The organism is Rufibacter ruber, from assembly GCF_001647275.1.
In the GTDB taxonomy this organism is placed as follows: domain Bacteria; phylum Bacteroidota; class Bacteroidia; order Cytophagales; family Hymenobacteraceae; genus Nibribacter; species Nibribacter ruber_C.
Genome location: NZ_LRMM01000030.1, coordinates 1 through 18,576 on the forward strand (window position 1 = coordinate 1; position 18,576 = coordinate 18,576).

Here is an 18,576-nt window from a genome sequence, read left to right on the forward strand (position 1 = left end):
TTGGCCTGTTTCATGAAAACAGGCAAAAACAGAAGAGGGGGTTTGGTAGGAGGGATGCCTGATGAAAGCAGAAGAATTAGCCCATCAGCGCCGCAATGTTCCAGAACGTTGGCTTAATCTTCCAGCTGTTCAAAGATCTCCTCCAGCTCGTCAAAATTTTTGTAGCCGGGGCGTATCTCTTCGCCGCCTTTTAAGGCAATTCCGGCCGGGGAGACCTTGTCTAACGCTTCTTTGGTATTTTCCTTCGTGAGCCCGAAACCCAGGAGAATTGGGTATTTCTTAGACAGGTCTTTCAGGAAACGCAGGTTGGTGGCATCAATTGACGTGAAGTCTTCTGAGTCAATCAAGAAATATTCAACGTGGGGGTGGTACACCTCCAGCAGGCTCTGGATATTCTCCTCCACAGTGTCCTTGTCAATCATCACCCTGAAAATGATGGGCATGGGGATTTCGTCCAGCTCCTCAACCAGGTACAGGCTGTTGAGCTGCACCATGTCTACTTTGTACGTAAGCAGCAATTCTTCCAGATCAGGAATAGGCAGCTCCTGCACCTGGCCCACCAGCTTTACGCCAGATACCCAGCCAGAAATTTCTTTGAACGCCTCCGGCGAAACATACCCAGGCTGACCTTCCTGGAGATTGAAGCCCAGCATTTCTACCCCCATGCCGGCGCAATAGCGCGCGTCACTCAGGTTGTTGATTTGGTTGACCAGAACAATTGTACTTAGTGCCATGTCAGTTTTATGCGTAATGTGAGAAAAACTGCCCCTAAACGGGTGTTTGTTACGCCAAAAGTAATGCGTTTCCTTTAACAATTGCGCCAACTCAGGTTAAATCTGCCTCCTGAGCGGGTAAACCCTTCATTATCACCGTTAAAGCCTGCTTTTTTACTAAACTTTTTCAGATTGGCTTCGGTTTGAAGGGGAAGGCTTGCATCTCTGGAAAAGAAAGCCTTCAAAAATTACTATATTTGCAGCATTGTTTTTCGGCGGGACTGTGAATCCCGTTTAATCTAGAAAAAATGAGTTCAAAAGGACGAGTACTCGTCGCCATGAGTGGCGGCATTGATTCCTCAGTGGCAGCCGTGCTGCTTCACGAGCAGGGATACGAAGTAGTGGGCATGACCATGAAAACCTGGGACTACTCCAGTTCCGGGGGAAGCAAAAAAGAAACCGGCTGCTGCAGCCTGGATTCTATCAATGACGCCCGTGACATTGCGGTGCAACTGGGTTTCCCGCACTATATCATTGACATCAGGGAAGAGTTTGGCGACTATGTGATCAACCATTTTACGGATGAGTACATTGCCGGCCGCACCCCAAACCCGTGTGTTCTCTGCAACACCCACATTAAATGGGATGCCCTGCTAAGACGCGCCGATAAACTGGGCTGTGATTTTATTGCCACCGGTCACTACGCCAACATACGGGAGGAGAACGGCCGCTTTGTGATCTCCAAAGGCAAAGACCACAACAAAGACCAGAGTTATGCGCTGTGGGGAATCTCACAGGAGAGCTTGAGCCGCACTATTTTCCCGCTGGGGCACCTGCATAAGACCGAGATCAGGCAAATGGCCATGGACCGCGGCTTTGACGCACTGGTGAAAAAAGCCGAGAGCTATGAGATCTGTTTTATCCCGGACAATGACTACCGCGGTTTCCTGAAAAGGCGGGTGCCCACTCTGCAGGCCGAAGTGGCCGGCGGCGAGTTTGTGCTGGAAGACGGCACCGTGGTAGGCAAGCATGAAGGCTACCCTTTTTACACCATTGGGCAGCGCAAAGGCCTGGGGGTGGCATTGGGGTATCCGGCGTTTGTAACCAGAATAGAGAAAGATACGAATAGGGTAGTGCTGGGCAATTACGAGCAGCTGGCCAAGAACGGCATGAACGTAGGCAAACTGAGCATGGTCAAGTACGAGAACCTGCACGGTAGGCCCACTGAAACGGTCACCAAAGTACGGTACAATGACCCCGGCACCGCCGCCACCATTGAGCAGGTAGGTGATAAAATGCTGGTGCAGTTCCATGCGGGCGTGAACGCCATAGCCCCCGGGCAGGCGGCGGTCTTCTATGAAGGCGATGACGTGATTGGCGGCGGCTGGATTGAAACCAGCTTTAACCTGGAGTAATAAAAGTCTATGAGACGCATCTTGATCGTATTGGCACTGGTTGCCGGTTTCTTTTCCTCCTGCAGTGATGAGGAGGTAGTGTTAGACCCTGTCAAGCAGGGCTATGACTACTATCCCCTGGAAGTAGGGAGTTACCGCATCTACCATGTCACGGAGACCAGGTACCGCGACAATGTGGGGCAGACCACTGAGTATGAGCGCAGGGAGCTGATAGATGCCATCACCAAAGACCAGACCGGGAAAGAGTGGTACAGAGTAGAAGTAAGCCGCAGAGAGACGGGGGCCAGCTCCTGGTCAGTAAAAGGGGTGAAGCTTTTATCTGCCTCACCCACCAGCCTGCAGGTACAGGAAAACAACAGAAGCACGGTCTTGATGGTGTTTCCGGTGGTTTCTGGCAAAACCTGGGTGCATGATGCCTTCTCTAAGATTTCGACCACAGACACCATCTATGCCTACGAGAACGCCGGGGAAGCCTTTGAGATGAACAGCAGGAAGTATGACAAGACGGTGAAAATCCTGAAAAACTACTACAAAGACCTGCTGGTCTTAGATTACCGCTATGAAGTGCTGGCATTTCAGGTAGGTCCGGTGTACCGCCACTCAAAAGTTTACCAATACTGCAATGATGGTTCTGGCAACGCCTGTGAGCGGGGGGTTGACTACATTCAGGAAGGCAATGATGTCATAGAAGAACTGGTGGAAACCGGAAAAATATAACCGGCACCTTATTAACTAAGTACCAGTTGAAACGTCCATCAAATAGAACTTGATGGACGTTTTTTTTATCCTACAAGCCCGGCAGATTTTGTTTTTGGCTTGTTTTCATAAAAACAAACCAAAAACAGAATCTGCCGGGTTACCTCAAATCAAACATTCTTAAAGAATCTGCCGCCACTGTTGCCATTTCTTGGCGCTACCATTGGTTTTTGAGAGCAGAAAGTGTTGCTTTGTAGAAGTAAAATTCAAAGAAAATGCCTCATTTCATTGCCCCTTCTGTCTTGGCTGCCAATTTTGGCCAACTTGCCACTGATGTACAAATGCTCAACAACAGCACCGCTGACTGGATTCACGTTGATATCATGGACGGGCGCTTCGTGCCAAATATCTCGTTTGGCTTTCCGGTGGTACAGGCTATCCAGAAAGTAGCTACCAAACCCCTGGATGTTCATTTGATGATAGAGCAGCCAGAGCAGTACATTGAGCAGTTCAGAGCGGCCGGGGCCGAGTACATCTCTGTTCATTATGAGGCTTGCCCGCACCTGCACCGCACGCTTCAGCAGATTAAGGCCACTGGTGCCAAAGCTGGGGTGGCGTTGAACCCCCACACCAGCGTGCAAGTGCTGGCAGACGTAATCCAGGATCTGGACCTGGTGATTCTTATGTCAGTAAACCCGGGTTTTGGCGGGCAGAAGTTTATTCAGCATACCTATAAGAAGATTGAGCAGCTGAAAGCTATGATTCAGGAAAGCCAGTCTGCTTGTCTTATAGAAGTTGATGGCGGGGTTAACCAGGAGAACGCGCCTGCGTTACTCAAAGCGGGGGCAGATGTATTGGTGGCAGGATCCTTTGTCTTCAATTCAGCCAACCCCACCCAGACTATTCAGGATTTAAAACAAATTTCTTTCTAAGCTTAATGCCGAAGCGGTGCGTATGGTGGCTGTGTATGTGGGTTTTCCTGAGCTTTCCTGCTTGGGCGCAGCAAGCGTACGTACAAGGCATTGTCACTGACTCGGTTCAAAATCCGTTGGTGGGCGCCTCTGTGACCTTGCGGGAGGCACCACTTTCCACGCAAACAAACGCCAGAGGCCAGTTTAAACTGTCGCTTCAGCCGGGCAAGGCCTATACCCTTACATTCAGCTATATAGGTTACGAGTCCTCAACCCGGGAGGTCACGCTGCTGCCCAATGAGACCATGTTTCTGCGGGTGGAGCTGCTGGCGGGGGCTAGCCAACTGGAGACTGTAGAGATAAAGGCCCGCAACCCCAATGACACCCGCAGCCAGGTGAGCATAACCCGGCTTGACCCGCGGCTTACCCAAACGCTGCCGTCGCCTTTTCAAGAGTTCAACAAAATCCTGCTCACGCTGCCCGGGGTAACCAACAACAATGAGCTTTCCTCTAGTTATTCAGTGCGCGGGGGCAGTTATGACGAAAACCTGGTCTACGTAAACGGGATAGAAGTGTACCGCCCTTTCCTGACCGTGACCGGGCAGCAGGAGGGACTCAGCTTTGTCAATCCGGATCTGGTGGAGGATGTGACCTTTTCTTCCGGGGGCTGGCAACCCAGGTTAGGTGACAAGCTTTCTTCGGTCTTAGATATACAGTACCGCACCCCCACCAAATTTGCCGCTTCGGTTTCTGGTGGTTTAACCGGCGGCTCTGTGCACGCAGAAGGCACTTCGGCCAACGGCCGAATGGGATTTCTGTTAGGTGCCCGCCATAAAAACGCTGCCTACGTGTTAAACAGCCTGGAGGTGGAAGGGGATTACCGGCCTACCTTCAATGACGTACAGACGTTTTTGACCTATGACCTGTCCAGCAGAGAGCACAGAGCCACCGGCAGCGCCCCTAAAACCCAGATCAGCTTTCTGGGGAATATTGCCCGGAACAATTACCAGGTGCGGCCAGAGACCAGGGAAACAACCTTTGGGACGCTGAGTGCCCCGCTGCGGCTGTTGGTAGGCTATGACGGGCAGGAGCTGATGCGGTACACCACGTGGCAGGGAGGGCTACGGCTGCAGCATGAATTCAATTCTGCTTTCAGGTCAGAACTCATCTGGTCAGGCCTTTACAGCCAGGAGCGGGAGTACCGTGATCTGGAGGCGGGCTACCGGTTTTGTGATGTGATGCCCGCCCCCGGAGTTTCCCCCTTTAACCGCTGCAGCGGCGAACGCGGCGTGGGCACCCGCTATGACTACTCCAGAAACCGCCTGAGAGCCGCTATCCAAAACATAGAAGGCCGCCTGGCCTGGCAGGCCTCCCAGAAGAGTGAATTTTCAGCGGGATTTAAAGTGGGGCAGGAGGAGATAGAGGATGTCTTGCAAGAGTATACCTTCCAGGACTCAGCAGATTATGTCTTCAACCTTTCTAGCCTGAACAGCAGCCAAACCCTGGCTTCTACGCGCCTGCAAGGATTTGTCCAGCACCAGTGGGCCCTGGACAGCCTGCAAACATTGACTTATGGTGTTCGGCTGCATTATTGGTCTGTAAACCAGCAGCTCTCGTTCAGCCCAAGGGTGCAATACGCCCGCCAGTTTGCCTCGTTGCCAGACTGGTCGTTTAAAGTAGCGGGGGGCCTGTATGTGCAATCACCGCTGTACCGGGAGTTGCGTGACCCGCAGGGCAACCTTCACCGCGGGTTGCAGAACCAGGAGTCATGGCATTTCATTGCAGGCACAGAATACCGGTTCCAGAAGTGGGGAAGGCCGTTCAAGCTTACCACAGAGGCCTATTACAAATACCTGCCCTCGGTGATTCCCTATGAGCTGGACAACATGCGTATCCGGTACCTGCCGCTGAACCCGGCCACTGCGTATGCGGTAGGATTTGATGTGCGGGTAAACGGCGAGTTTGTGAAAGGGGAGGAGTCCTGGTTCAGCCTGGGGATTCTCAGAACCCGGGAGGATATCAGCGGTGACTCCACCGTTGCCCTTAACAAGGAGACGGGCAAACGGGAGACCACCGGGCCAAAAGGGTACATAAGACGGCCCACCGACCAGTTTCTGAACCTGGGCGTTTATTTTCAGGACCACCTGCCCAACAACCCCACCCTTAGAATGTACCTGAACATGGCCTTCAGCACAGGGCTTCCGTTTGGTCCTCCCGGAGAGCTGAATTTCAGAAGTATTTTCCCCGGCCCCCTGTACAAACGCATTGACATTGGCTTCTCTAAGCTCATTACCCTTGCGGGCACCCCAGAGGGAAACGGAGTTGGTTTAAAGAGTCTCTGGCTCAGCCTGGAGGTGCTTAACCTCATAGCGGCCAACAATGTGATTTCCTACAACTACATCAAAGACTTTAACAACACCACGTACGCAGTCCCCAACTACCTCACCGGGAGACTGGTGAACCTGCGGTTCATTGCCAAATTTTAACGCACTTACCAATTGCCTAAAACAGAAGAAGCCCAGACCTAAGCCTGGGCTTCTTCTGTTTTAGGCCTGTTTTTACCAAAACAGACCTAAAACAGGATTAATTGACGTTGAACCGTTTCTCTTTCCAGATCTGTTCAGCCTCTTGAATCTCTTTGGAGTAGGCCTGGTAAGACTCCATGGTTTTTTTACCCAGTTTCTGGGCTTTCTTGTTCAGCTCAAGGGCCGTCTCATATTCATTCTTCTGGGCCAGGAGCTTGGCTTTTAGCCAGGTGTTGTAAAAATTTTCTTCAATGGCCAGTGATTTGTTGATCCAGGTCAATGCCTGCTCGTGGTCCTGGTTCTGCTGAAGCAGGTAGTTCACCGCTTGCGCATAGGCACTCCAGTCAGTGGGTTTGGCCATTGCCAGGGAGTCTTTGATGGCCTTCATGGCGAAGCTGTGCGTCTCCACCCTAATGGGGGCTGACCATTGTTTCTCGGCCCAGTTAAGGGTAAGGCGGCCGCTGGAAGGCTGTATATCTTTAATGGAATACTGCAGGGTTTCATGAAAGGGCGCGGCCTGTGCCGTCATGGGCACCCTTACTACGTCCTGTTTAGGGTCATAGCCTTCAGTACCCCATAAACCCTTCTGTTTGCTCAGAACCAGCAATGCATTCTCAGGGTCTGTGAGAAGCACAAAAAGGCTATAAGTCCCGGCAGGAATATTTTCCTGCAGCATGCGCGCCTCTGTACTGAACGTGATAGTGGTGGCTTCATTCGCCCCGGCGCGCCAAATCTGGCCATACGGCACCAGCTTGCCCCAGACTTCTCTGTTTTTGACCCCGGGGGCCCCGTAATCAAGGGTGATTTCAGTGACGCCAATGGTGGCGGTGATCTTGTTTCTAGGGCTGGCCTGCGGTAGCTTAAGCTGTACCTGGGCGCTGGCGCAAAGGGTGATTAAAAACAGAAAGAGGGAAGCTACTAATGTTTTTTTCATGGTCACGGCAAGTATTAGGCAAAATTACAGCCCCTGGTTTGATCGGAACAAAGGCTTGCAGAAAAAGGCTCAATCTTTTTAAGAAAAAATAATGCCATATAGGCTGTTTTTGGCCTTTTTTTCTGAAAACAGGTCAAAAACAGAAATTGATGGAGAGGAGAAGGGGCAGCAGAGGGAAAACATTTATTGAAAACGCTTGTTTCTTCAATATTGGTTTTTACCTTTGGCGCAGCAATATGAACCGCACTCTCGCACATATCTTCCTTTCTTTGACCGCCACTGCAGCGGTTCACGGAGTGCATTGCCATCATTTCCACCATTCCTCTCAGGGGGAATAAAACTATCATATCGTCCATACTGGGGCTTGGCTCCATTTATCTGAGGTGTTTCTGAGAGAGGCACAGATCAGATCCTATCTTTGTTTTGCGTTTACCACGTTTTTACAGCATTTTCCAGTACATGATTCGCTTAGCTATCCAAAAATCCGGGCGCTTGTCAGATGACTCCCTGAAGCTCATCCGTGAGTGCGGTATTTCTTTCCTCAGTGCTTCTTCCAAACTGAAGACAGAGGCCACCAATTTCCCCCTTGAGATTCTTTTCCTGCGCGACGATGATATTCCCGGCTACGTGGCCGACGGCGTGGCTGATATTGGCATTGTGGGCCAGAACGTGCTGGTGGAGGAAGGGCTGCAGCAATTGACGGTGAAAAACCTGGGCTTCAGCAAATGCCGACTGTCTTTGGCCGTTTCTAAAGGTGATGCCTACGCTGATGTGACTTCGTTACAGGGCAAAAGCATCGCCACCTCGTATCCCAACCTGCTCCAGGAGTTCCTGACTTCTAAAGGTGTGCAAGCCGACATCCATACCATCAGCGGCTCCGTGGAGATTGCGCCTAGTATTGGCTTGGCAGATGCGGTGTGTGACATTGTCTCTTCGGGTTCAACCTTAATCAGCAACGGGCTGCGTGAGGTGGAGACGGTTTTCAAATCTGAGGCGGTCCTGATCGCGAACCAGAATCTGGATGCGGAGAAAAACCGTTTGCTCCAGCAACTGTTATTCAGAATGGAAGCGGTGCAGAAAGCACAGAAATCTAAATACGTGGTGTTAAATGCACCCAACTCAGCCATTCCGCAGATCAAGCCGCTGTTGCCGGGCATTAAATCGCCTACCATTATTCCGTTGGCCGAGGAAGGCTGGAGCTCATTGCACTCGGTGGTGAATGAAGACGATTTCTGGGACATTATCCAGAAGTTGAAAGAGGCCGGGGCCGAGGGTATTTTGGTGGTTCCCATTGAAAAGATGATTGGCTAAGATGAAAACCTATCTTTACCCGAAACGCGAGGAATGGGCTGACCTTACCCAACGTCCGGTCCAGAAACTGGACCAACTGCGGGCGGGCGTTCAGCAGACCTTCGACCTGGTACAACAGCGCGGCGATGCAGCTTTGATTGAACTGGCGGCCAAATTTGACAAAGCCACCTTGCAAAACGTCTGGGTTACTGACAAAGAAGTTGCCGCTGCCGTTCCGCAAGTTGCCCAAGAGTTAAAAGACGCCATTGAGCTAGCATACAACAATATAAGCCGTTTCCATGAAGCGCAGCGGGAGCCGGTGCAACAGCTTGAAACCATGCCGGGCGTAACCTGCTGGCGCAAATCGGTGGCCATTCAGAAAGTGGGTTTGTACATTCCGGGCGGTTCGGCGCCGTTATTCTCTACGCTGCTTATGCTGGGCATTCCGGCCCAGATTGCCGGTTGCCAGGAGATTGTTCTGGCCACACCTCCCAGTGCAGACGGCTCTATTAACGCCACTATTCTCTACACTGCCCATAGGCTCGGCATCAAACGCATTCTCAAAGCGGGCGGGGCGCAAGCCATCGCGGCCCTGGCTTTCGGGACGGAGACGGTTCCGGCGGTAGATAAAATTTTCGGACCCGGAAACCAATACGTGACGGCCGCCAAGCAGATGGTAACCCAAATGGGCGTCGCCATTGACATGCCGGCGGGGCCTTCAGAAGTTTTGGTCATCGCCGATGATTCAGCGGATGCCGACTTCGTGGCCGCCGATTTGCTTTCCCAAGCCGAACACGGCCCAGACTCCCAAGTTGTTTTCGTCTCGAATTCAGAAAAGCAGCTCCTAAACGTACAAGCTGCCGTGGCGGAACAAGTGGCAAAACTGCCTCGGCAGACGGTGGCCCAGCAAGCCTTGGATAATAGCGTAGGCGTGGTGGTACGTTCTTTAGACGAAGCGTTAGCCTTCTCTAATCTGTACGCCCCAGAGCACTTAATTCTGTCGGTGGCAGAGCCGGAGGTTTTGGCGGAAGGAGTTACCCAAGCCGGTTCGGTCTTCATGGGACACTTCAGCCCGGAGAGTGTAGGAGATTATGCCTCTGGTACTAACCACACCTTGCCCACTAACGGCTACGCCCGCAACTACAGCGGCGTGTCCTTAGACAGTTTCGTGAAGAAAATCACCTTCCAGCAACTCACCCGCGAGGGACTGGAGCGCATCGGCCCCGCCGTAGAAACCATGGCTGAGGCCGAAGGTCTGCACGCCCATAAAAACGCGGTGACTATTCGCCTTACGAAGATTTGAAAATAAGAAGATGTGAAGATTTGGAAATTAGAAAATTATTTTTGCCAACACATCTAATCAACATAACTGACCTCCTTTGTCATCCTGAAAGAATCTTGGTGGCAAACGGTAGAAGTGGTTGAGCTTCTGCTTTTCTAGTTTGCCCACAAGGTCCTTTCAGGATGACAAAGGGAAGAGAAGGCTTAGCTTGTATAAATAGAAAAGTAAAACAATGAAATAAGATTTGGTGCAGGAAGCCATTTTCAAATTTCCTCATCTCCAAATCTCCAAATTTGAAACATGTTCACCATAGAGAATTTCATCCGTCCGCACCTCAAGTCACTGAAGCCCTATTCCTCGGCGCGTGATGAGTTTGAGGGCGAGGCCAGCGTGTACTTAGACGCGAACGAAAACAACTTGGGCAGCCTGGCCGGGGGCGTGGATTACAACCGCTACCCCGACCCGTACCAGAAAACTATCAAAGAGAAGCTGAGCAAGCTGAAAGGCGTACGGCCAGAGCAAATCTTCATCGGGAACGGGTCAGACGAGGCCATTGATTTGCTGGTGCGTCTGGTGTGCGAGCCGGGCCGCGATGAGGTGCTGTTGCTGCCGCCCACGTACGGCATGTATGAGGTGAGCGCGAACATCCACAATGTGGGCATTCAGCGGGTGCCGCTGGATGAGCGTTTTCAGCCTGTTTTTGAAAAAATAGCCGCTAAACAGACGGAGCGTACCAAGATTCTGTTCCTGTGCTCGCCCAACAACCCCACCGGAAATATTCTGGAGCCTGCCACGGTAGAGCAGCTCATCCGGTCTTTTAACGGCTTAGTGGTGGTTGATGAGGCCTACATTGACTTCACCGACGAGCCCAGCTGGAGCACCCGCTTAGACGAGTTCCCGAACCTGATGGTGTTGCAGACGCTCTCCAAAGCCTGGGGCATGGCCGGCCTGCGACTGGGCATGGCTTTCGCTTCGCCGGAAATTATAGGTTACCTGAACAAAATTAAGCCGCCCTACAACATCAACGTGGTGACGCAGGAACTGGTAAGTGCCGCTTTAGATAAAACTGCCCAACTAGACGATATGCTTCAAGTTATCATTCAGGAACGTACCCGTTTGGTGGATGCATTTGCAGCACTTCCGCTTATTGAAAAAGTGTACCCGTCAGATGCGAACTTTGTGCTGGTGCAGGTGCCCAACGCCAATGAACTGTATGGCTATCTGCTGGAGCGGGGCGTGGTGGTGCGCAACCGTTCTACCCAACCGGGTTGCGCCAACTGCCTGCGCATCACGGTAGGTACGCCCGCAGAAAACGACAATCTGCTAGAGGCACTGCAAACGTACGCCGCGCAGGAAGCATAACAGCGTTTCCGTTTTTGGCCTGTTTTTCCGAAAACAGGCAAAACGGAAATCAAGAACTACTGGCGCGAGTCTCCGGACTCATGCCGATTGAGGAAGTGGAGTCTCTGACTTCCCTCGCTTCAGCGAAGCGAAAAAGGATTGCTGAAAAAAAATCCAGTTTGTGGTTCCCGGCGAGTCTGGAGACTCGCTACATCCATCGGCACGAGACTGAAGTCTCGCACCAGAGAAATTAAAAAAAAGCGTTTGGGGGCTCTTTTTCTGAAAATTGTCCGAAAACACTACATCATAAAGCTCCCCTCTCCGTGGGAGAGGGGCTGGGGGTGAGGTGACACTTGCGCCTCACATACTTAACCATATCGTGCTACTTGCTACGCGATACGTGCTACTACTAAACGAATGAAAAAAGTCTTATTCATTGACCGCGACGGGACCATTCTGCTGGAACCGCCCATCGATTACCAGGTAGATTCTTTCGAGAAGTTCTCATTTTACCCGAAGGTCATCCGGAACCTCTACAAAATCTTTACCGAGCTGGATTACGAGTTTGTGATGGTGACCAACCAAGACGGACTGGGCACTGATTCATACCCGGAAGACACCTTCTGGCCGTACCAGAACAAGATGCTGGAGATTCTGGAAGGCGAGGGCATTACATTCGCGCACATCCACATTGACCGCAGCTTTGAGCACGAGAACAGCCCTAACCGCAAGCCGCGTCTGGGCATGCTGGGCCAGTACCTGTCCGGCGAATATGACCTGGCGAACTCCTACGTGATTGGTGACCGCCTTACGGATGTGCAGATGGCCAAAAACCTCGGCTCTAAAAGCATCTTGCTGCAGGAAGGCACCAATGAAGACGCCACTTTCGTGAGCACCGATTGGGACGAAATCTACAACTTCCTGTGTTTGCCCGCCCGCAAAGCCACCATTCAGCGCAACACCAACGAGACGCAGATCAGCGTGGAGATAAACCTGGACGGCGAAGGAAAATCAGACATGCAGACCGGCCTCGGGTTCTTTGACCACATGCTGGACCAACTGGCGCGCCATTCCGGCGTTGACATGCGCATCCACGTGAAAGGCGACCTGCACATTGACGAGCACCACACCATTGAAGACACCGCTCTGGCCTTGGGTGAAGCCTTCGCGCAAGCCATCGGCGACAAACGCGGCATTAACCGCTACGGCTTTCTGTTACCAATGGATGATGCCTTGGTGCATGCCGCCATCGACTTCTCGGGACGTCCGTGGTTGGTGTGGGACGCAAAGTTTACCCGCGAGAAAGTAGGAGACATGCCCACCGAGATGTTTCTGCACTTCTTTAAATCGTTCTCAGATACCTCTAAGGCCAACCTCAATATCAAGGCTGAAGGCGAAAACGAGCACCATAAAATCGAAGCGATCTTCAAAGCCGTGGCCAAAGCTATTAAAATGGCCTTGGTGCGCGACGTGAATAAGATGGAAATCCCCAGCACCAAAGGCGTCCTGTAATGAAAATCGTCATCGTAGATTATAAAGCCGGAAACGTGCAGAGCGTACTCTTCGCGCTGGAACGACTTGGTGCCCAGGCTACCGTTTCTTCCAACGCCGAGGAAATTAAGAGCGCAGACAAGGTGATTTTCCCGGGCGTGGGCGAGGCTTCCTCGGCCATGCGCGCCCTCAAAGCGAATAACCTGGACACGCTGTTGCCTACCTTAACGCAGCCTTTTCTGGGCGTTTGTCTGGGCATGCAATTGCTCTGCCAACACTCAGAGGAAGGCGATACCGAGATGCTGAACATCATTCCGGTGCCCGTACGCAAGTTTGATGCGGCTATCAAAGTACCGCACATGGGCTGGAACAATCTGCACCACCTCAAGAGCGGTTTATTCGCTGGTATCAAGGAAGATGAATATGCCTACTTCGTGCACAGCTTCTATGCGCCGGTCACGGAGCATACCATTGCGCAGAGTTCGTATCCAGAGCCGTTCAGTGCCGCCTTGCAGTACAAAAACTTCTACGCCGTTCAGTTTCATACCGAGAAAAGCGGTCCCGCGGGGGCGCACATTCTCCAGAACTTCTTAAATCTCTAAGCCATGGAAATTATTCCAGCAATAGATCTGATTGAGGGCAAATGCGTCCGGTTGACCGAGGGTGACTTCGCGCAGCAGACCACTTACCACTCAGACCCCGTGGAGGTAGCCAAACAGTTTGAAGGCCTCGGGCTGCGCCGATTGCATTTGGTGGATTTAGACGGTGCCCGCGCCAAACAGCCCGTGAACCTGCCCGTGCTGGAGCGCATCGCCAGCCAGACCAAATTGATCATCGACTACGGCGGAGGCCTGCAAAGTACAGAGGCTGTGCGGCAAGCGTTTGATGCCGGGGCCCGGCAAATCACCGCGGGCAGCATCGCGGTGCGTGAACCGCAAACCGTAGAAGCCTGGCTACAGGAATACGGCGCTGACCGCATCATTGTAGGGGCTGATTTCAAAGACAACCGCATCGCCATCAATGCCTGGGCCGAGCAAAGCGACCTCACCTTGGAGGCGTTTTTGACCTCTTTTTCTGAAAAAGGCGCTAAAACGTTCATCTGCACTGATGTGAGCAAAGACGGCAAACTGCAAGGTTCCTCATTGGAGATTTACCAGCAGTTGATTACAAAGTTCCCCACGTTGCAGTTCATCGCCAGCGGCGGCGTGACTACCATTGAAGAAGTCCGTCAGCTCCGCGAAGCCGGTTTGCATGGCGCCATCATCGGCAAAGCCATCTATGAGGGCACCATTAAGTTAGAAGACCTGGCGAAGGAAGTAAGGTAGCGTTCTACTGGCTATCAACTGGCGCGAGTCTCCAGACTCGTGCCCACGGATGTGGGGAGTCTCCAGACTCCCGTATTCCGGCTGGTGGCTCCCGGCGAGTCTGGAGACTCGCATCATCCCTTGTCACGAGTCCAGAGACTCGCGCCAGTTGAAATCATAAATTGTAAAGCTATTTTGGGGCTGTTTTCAGAAAAAGAGCCCCGAAACGCAATTAAGAACAAATCAGAAAAGCCTGAAAGTCCCTCTCCGTGGGAGAGGGATTTAGGGTGAGGTCAACCAAATGCTTACAAAACGAATTATCCCTTGCCTGGACATCAAGAACGGACGTACCGTGAAGGGCGTGCGGTTTGAAGACATCCGGGATGCCGGCGATCCGGTGGAACTGGCGGCGCTGTACGCCAAACAAGGCGCCGATGAATTGGTGTTCCTGGACATTACCGCCACCAATGAAAAGCGCAAGACCCTGGTGGAACTGGTGCGCGAAGTGGCCCGCTACATTGACATTCCGTTTACCGTGGGCGGCGGCATCAGTGCCGTGGAAGACGTGGAAGTGCTGTTACAGAACGGTGCCGACAAAGTATCGGTGAACTCCTCGGCCATTCACCGTCCGGAGCTGATCACGGAGCTGGCCAGCCGTTTCGGGAGTCAGTGCGTGACGGTGGCCATTGACACCAAAAGCACTCCGGAAGGCTGGAAGGTTTTCAGCAAAGCGGGCACCGTAGATACCGGCCTCTGGGCCATGGACTGGGCAAAGGAAGTGGTGGAACGCGGCGCCGGAGAGATCCTGCTCACGTCCATGAGCAACGATGGTACTAAGAACGGCTTCGCGCTAGACATTACGGGGGAGATTTCCCGTAACGTGATTGTGCCAGTCATCGCCTCCGGCGGAGCCGGGAATGCCCAGCACTTTTTAGATGTATTTGAAGCCGGTGCCGATGCCGCGCTGGCTGCCAGTATTTTCCACTTCCAGGAAGTACCTTTGCCCGGCCTGAAGCAGTTTTTAGCAGAGAATAAAATAGACATTAGATGTTAGTATTTAGATGCTAGACTTTAGTGATATGACTTTTGAGTTTTTTAGAAATCTAACATCTACTATCTAGCGTCTGACATCCAAAAAATATGACCATAGATTTCAACAAAGGAGAGGGACTGGTGCCCGCCATCATCCAGAACGCTACTACCGGAAAGGTATTGATGCTGGGCTACATGAACGAAGAAGCCTTTCAGCAGACACAAACAACCGGCTTGGTCACCTTTTTCTCCCGTTCCAAGAACCGCCTCTGGACCAAAGGCGAAAGCTCCGGCAATACGCTCCAAGTGGTGAAGATAGAACTGGACTGCGATCAGGACACGCTCCTGATTCTGGTAAATCCCACCGGGCCCGCCTGTCACCGCAACACTGAAACCTGCTTTGATGTGGAGGGAGATGCAGATTCTTACCACCAAAGAAGTTTCCAGAACTTTTCACCTACTGAGAAAGCCTTGCAGTTCATCTCCAAGCTGGAGCAAACTATTAAAGAGCGCCGCAAAAATCCTATTGAAGGTTCTTACACCAACTTCCTCTTCGACAAAGGCTTGAACAAAATGGCCCAGAAAGTTGGCGAAGAGGCCGTGGAAGTGGTCATTGACGCAGTAGCCGGCAAAACCGACACCATGAAAGGCGAAGCGGCTGATTTGATTTTCCACCTGCTGGTGCTGCTGGAAGCTTCCGGTCTTTCTCTGGCCGAGGTGGTGCAGGTATTGGAAAGCCGGCATAAACCCAGAGAGTAGCGCTTCCTGGTTTTTCCGTTTTAGGCCTGTTTTCAGAAAACAGGCCTAAAACGGCTGCTACAGAAGAATTCCTCTTGGCTGACTGTATTTTAGTTTTACTGAACTGCTTTCCCTTCAACGTCTCAGCTCTTTTCATATGGAAAATCTTGATACGCTCCTCCAGCAGATGGCTTTCATCCATGAGGTGGACAAGCTGAAATATATCACCCGCAAAACCCGCCTCTTCAACAGCGACCGCCATGAGAACGATGCGGAACACAGTTGGCACCTCATGGTCATGGCCCTGGTTCTGGCGCAGCACGCCAATGAGCCGGTAGATATTCTGAAGGTGCTCAAGATGCTGCTGATCCATGATCTGGTGGAAATTGACGCCGGTGACACCTTCTTGTTTGATACGGTGTTGAACCACACCAATACCGAAACCGAACGCAAAGCCGCAGAACGCATTTTCGGGTTGCTGCCTGAGGCACAAGCCGGGGAATTCATTGATGTCTGGGAAGAGTTTGAAGCTGGCCAAACACCTGAAGCCCGCTACGCCCAAGCGGTTGACCGCTTGGAGCCCATTCTGCAAAACATCTCCAACGGCGGCGGCACCTGGAAAGAGCACAGCATTCCGTATGAGAAGGTCATCCAGAAGACCCAGCACATCCAGAACGGTTCAGCGGCGCTTTGGGACTTCGCCAAAGCCCTGATTGACAGAACCGCAGAAGCTGGTATTCTCAGAAAAGAACCCACAGAGATGTAAATCCTAAGACTAAAGCTGATGCGGAACTACTTCTTTACCTTTCTACTCCTATGCCTTTTACTGGGGCAGTCATCCTGCAATTCCATCAGGAGGGAGGTGGCTTTGCCCAAATTCATAGTAGATTCGGCACCTAAAAACCGGTTCATTGTCAACAGGAAACCGCTATATGGAGATGGCAGGCCAGACGGTTATGTAGTGGAAAGGCAGATACAGCTTTCTTTAGCTACAGATGGAGGACCGCGAATAGTAGGAGAGGTGAAAGATGCGAAAACCCTGGAAGTGCTTCCAGGGGCTTCAGTCCAAATTCATTTTGCAGGGCAGCCGAACCCCCACATTGTTTCGGCAGATTCTGTAGGTAGAATATACCTGACCCGTCTTGCAGCCCTCCAACAGATAGAAGTAAACTCTATTGGCTACAGAACGCTTCACATAGACCTGAGCAAAAAGAAAAGCTTGCTGTAAGGATGGAAAGGTCGCAAAGCACTAGTTTCTCACTTACGCGTTAAGATGGTTTTTGAGCTGGAGCAAATACCGGATCATCACATCTTGCAACGGGAAATTTGGCACCGTGAGATACTGCTGCGCAATGCCGTCTAAGGTAGCAAGCATCAAAGCCGCCTCCGCCGAAGGGGAATGGGAACCCGCCGCTGCCAACTGGTTGACTAAAGAATTAGCCTTGGCCTGTGTTTCCTTATCCAATTCTGCTCCTAGGCTGTTCTTCAGGCTTGGCTGTAAACGCAGAAGATAAAGCAGGCGCCAGTAAGTAGGTTGCTGCTGCAATTCCTGAAAAAAGTTTCTGACCTGGTGCTCCAGCGCCTGAAAGGGCGTTAATCCCTCGGGCTTCTCAAGTTTTTCACTTTTCCTTCCCCTCAAGACAATGGCTTTCAGCAACTCTTCTTTGCTGCTGAAATAATTATAAAGAAGCCCTAAAGAAATTCCCGCCTTCACCGCAATCTGCCGGATAGAGGTACCCTCAAATCCGTGCTCAGCAAATAGCTCCACGGCCGCCTCCAAGATCGCGTGCACGCTTGTTTCTCGCTGTAAAACCCTTTTTGACATATTGATTGAACGTTTGTTCAATATTAGTAACTGCTTCAGTAAGAACAAAATAAAACTCCCGTTTTCGGCTGTTTTCGTAAAAACAGCCCGAAAACGGGAGTCAGGGAAATAGTGGGCTCTACTTACAGTTTGTTGATTCTGCTGTAAAATTTACTCTGGTAGGAGCCACCAATAGGAATGTATTTTTCCTGCATGAATACGGAGTCATCTTCTATCATCTCAATTTTCTTAAGGTTGATGATAAAAGAGCGGTGAATGCGCAGGAATAGCTCAGCGGGAAGCTTCTGGTCTATGGCACTCATGGTGGTATAGACAATGTGCTTCTTGTTTTCTGTGTTGATGACTACATAGTCTCCCCGGGCCTCTATGAAGGAGATGTTCTCATATTTCAGCTTGATGATCTTGTTGTCTACTTTTACAAACAACTCATCTGGCTGGGCCGCCGCCGCCGCGGCTGGTGGGGCCAGTGCAGCCTGGGCGCTCTGTACTGCCTCCAGTTTGCTGGTGGTGTTGAGAACGGCCTGGGTGAAGCGCGTAAAATCTACCGGTTTGAGCAGGTAGTCAGACACCTGAAGTTCAAAGGCCTGCAGGGCAAAGTCTTTGTGGGAGGTGATCAGAATGGTCTGCGGTTTTTTAGGGAGGGTTCTGAGCAGGTCAATGCCCGTCATCTCGGGCATCTCTACATCCAGAAACAGTATATCCACACCTTCGTTCTGCAGAAGCCAGGCAAGGCCTTCAGTGCTGGAGTTGAATGCTTTTACCAGTTCCAAAGAAGGAGTCGCCTTGATGTGGCGCTCCAGTATCATGCGGCTGAGCTCATCATCATCAATGATGATAGCGCGGTAGGGGGTTTCCTTTTTCAAGCGGTAATTAGTTTGTAGACCTGTGTCAAATTGTTTCTATTTATTTCTTACCCCAAAATTAGTTCTAAACGTTTGCAGCGCCTAGGGGTAAAGGTAAAATTATAGTTAATAACACCTATAGGGGCGGTTTGTTACAGGTAAGATAAGAAAATCTTCCTGCTTCACAAATAACACGGCTGTAAAACCACTCCTGTTTCCCAGTTCTTGTGGCCATTG

The 18,576-nt window shown here is 51.5% G+C and carries 19 protein-coding genes; 14 read left to right on the forward strand and 5 right to left on the reverse strand.

Annotated features, from left to right (window positions below):
- Positions 1-113: 113 nt before the first annotated feature.
- Positions 114-734, reverse strand: coding sequence for a phosphoribosylanthranilate isomerase (locus A8O25_RS12685; protein ID WP_066835415.1), 621 nt, complete (start codon positions 732-734; stop codon positions 114-116).
- A gap of 287 nt (positions 735-1,021) precedes the next feature.
- Here A8O25_RS12685 and mnmA point away from each other — a divergent pair, with 287 nt between their 5' ends.
- The 4 genes from mnmA (at position 1,022) to A8O25_RS12705 (ending at position 6,221) form a co-directional block, all read left to right on the forward strand.
- A complete protein-coding gene (gene mnmA, locus A8O25_RS12690) occupies positions 1,022-2,128 on the forward strand; it encodes a tRNA 2-thiouridine(34) synthase MnmA (RefSeq protein WP_066835417.1) in 1,107 nt (368 codons plus the stop codon).
- Positions 2,129-2,137: 9 nt separating this feature from the next.
- Positions 2,138-2,845 (forward strand): hypothetical protein, encoded by a 708-nt coding sequence (locus A8O25_RS12695; RefSeq protein ID WP_066835419.1) that lies wholly within the window; start codon positions 2,138-2,140, stop codon positions 2,843-2,845.
- Between the two features lie 254 nt (positions 2,846-3,099).
- Complete coding sequence (gene rpe / locus A8O25_RS12700) at positions 3,100-3,756, forward strand: ribulose-phosphate 3-epimerase (protein ID WP_066835421.1); 657 nt, start codon at positions 3,100-3,102, stop codon at positions 3,754-3,756.
- Between the two features lie 5 nt (positions 3,757-3,761).
- On the forward strand, positions 3,762-6,221 hold the full coding sequence (locus tag A8O25_RS12705) for a TonB-dependent receptor (protein WP_066835423.1): 2,460 nt from the start codon (positions 3,762-3,764) through the stop codon (positions 6,219-6,221).
- Positions 6,222-6,318: 97 nt separating this feature from the next.
- Here A8O25_RS12705 and A8O25_RS12710 read toward each other — a convergent pair whose 3' ends face one another.
- Both A8O25_RS12710 and A8O25_RS12715 read right to left on the reverse strand, forming a co-directional pair.
- Positions 6,319-7,194, reverse strand: a complete 876-nt coding sequence (locus A8O25_RS12710) for a DUF2911 domain-containing protein (RefSeq protein ID WP_066835515.1) — start codon at positions 7,192-7,194, stop codon at positions 6,319-6,321.
- Positions 7,195-7,208: 14 nt separating this feature from the next.
- Positions 7,209-7,550 carry a hypothetical protein gene (locus A8O25_RS12715; protein ID WP_066835428.1) on the reverse strand — a complete coding sequence of 114 codons (342 nt, stop codon included), beginning with the start codon at positions 7,548-7,550 and terminating at the stop codon, positions 7,209-7,211.
- 103 nt (positions 7,551-7,653) lie between these two features.
- Between A8O25_RS12715 and hisG the strand changes: the two genes are divergently transcribed.
- From hisG to A8O25_RS12765, 10 genes are all read left to right on the forward strand, one after another.
- On the forward strand, positions 7,654-8,505 hold the full coding sequence (gene hisG, locus A8O25_RS12720) for an ATP phosphoribosyltransferase (protein ID WP_066835430.1): 852 nt from the start codon (positions 7,654-7,656) through the stop codon (positions 8,503-8,505).
- Position 8,506: 1 nt separating this feature from the next.
- Positions 8,507-9,787 carry a histidinol dehydrogenase gene (hisD, locus tag A8O25_RS12725; protein ID WP_066835432.1) on the forward strand — a complete coding sequence of 427 codons (1,281 nt, stop codon included), beginning with the start codon at positions 8,507-8,509 and terminating at the stop codon, positions 9,785-9,787.
- Between the two features lie 279 nt (positions 9,788-10,066).
- Positions 10,067-11,128: a histidinol-phosphate transaminase gene (gene hisC, locus A8O25_RS12730; RefSeq protein ID WP_066835434.1), complete on the forward strand. Its 1,062-nt coding sequence runs from the start codon at positions 10,067-10,069 to the stop codon at positions 11,126-11,128.
- Between the two features lie 396 nt (positions 11,129-11,524).
- Positions 11,525-12,619 carry a bifunctional histidinol-phosphatase/imidazoleglycerol-phosphate dehydratase HisB gene (gene hisB / locus A8O25_RS12735; RefSeq protein ID WP_066835436.1) on the forward strand — a complete coding sequence of 365 codons (1,095 nt, stop codon included), beginning with the start codon at positions 11,525-11,527 and terminating at the stop codon, positions 12,617-12,619.
- Complete coding sequence (gene hisH, locus A8O25_RS12740) at positions 12,619-13,200, forward strand: imidazole glycerol phosphate synthase subunit HisH (RefSeq protein WP_066835438.1); 582 nt, start codon at positions 12,619-12,621, stop codon at positions 13,198-13,200. Before hisB ends, hisH begins: the two co-directional genes overlap by 1 nt.
- 3 nt (positions 13,201-13,203) lie before the next feature.
- Positions 13,204-13,923 carry a 1-(5-phosphoribosyl)-5-[(5-phosphoribosylamino)methylideneamino]imidazole-4-carboxamide isomerase gene (gene hisA / locus A8O25_RS12745; RefSeq protein WP_066835440.1) on the forward strand — a complete coding sequence of 240 codons (720 nt, stop codon included), beginning with the start codon at positions 13,204-13,206 and terminating at the stop codon, positions 13,921-13,923.
- 280 nt (positions 13,924-14,203) lie between these two features.
- On the forward strand, positions 14,204-14,956 hold the full coding sequence (hisF, locus tag A8O25_RS12750; RefSeq protein WP_066835442.1) for an imidazole glycerol phosphate synthase subunit HisF: 753 nt from the start codon (positions 14,204-14,206) through the stop codon (positions 14,954-14,956).
- A gap of 86 nt (positions 14,957-15,042) precedes the next feature.
- Complete coding sequence (hisIE, locus tag A8O25_RS12755; RefSeq protein ID WP_066835444.1) at positions 15,043-15,693, forward strand: bifunctional phosphoribosyl-AMP cyclohydrolase/phosphoribosyl-ATP diphosphatase HisIE; 651 nt, start codon at positions 15,043-15,045, stop codon at positions 15,691-15,693.
- Positions 15,694-15,829: 136 nt separating this feature from the next.
- Positions 15,830-16,438 (forward strand): HD domain-containing protein, encoded by a 609-nt coding sequence (locus A8O25_RS12760; RefSeq protein ID WP_066835446.1) that lies wholly within the window; start codon positions 15,830-15,832, stop codon positions 16,436-16,438.
- 18 nt (positions 16,439-16,456) lie between these two features.
- The gene (locus A8O25_RS12765) at positions 16,457-16,900 is read left to right on the forward strand and encodes a hypothetical protein (protein ID WP_066835448.1); all 444 of its coding nucleotides are present in this window, start codon (positions 16,457-16,459) and stop codon (positions 16,898-16,900) included.
- Between the two features lie 33 nt (positions 16,901-16,933).
- Here A8O25_RS12765 and A8O25_RS12770 read toward each other — a convergent pair whose 3' ends face one another.
- Together A8O25_RS12770 and A8O25_RS12775 are read right to left on the reverse strand one after the other, a co-directional pair.
- Positions 16,934-17,545: a TetR/AcrR family transcriptional regulator gene (locus A8O25_RS12770; RefSeq protein ID WP_153042732.1), complete on the reverse strand. Its 612-nt coding sequence runs from the start codon at positions 17,543-17,545 to the stop codon at positions 16,934-16,936.
- 74 nt (positions 17,546-17,619) lie between these two features.
- A complete protein-coding gene (locus tag A8O25_RS12775; protein WP_082893613.1) occupies positions 17,620-18,360 on the reverse strand; it encodes a LytR/AlgR family response regulator transcription factor in 741 nt (246 codons plus the stop codon).
- Between the last annotated feature and the right edge of the window lie 216 nt (positions 18,361-18,576).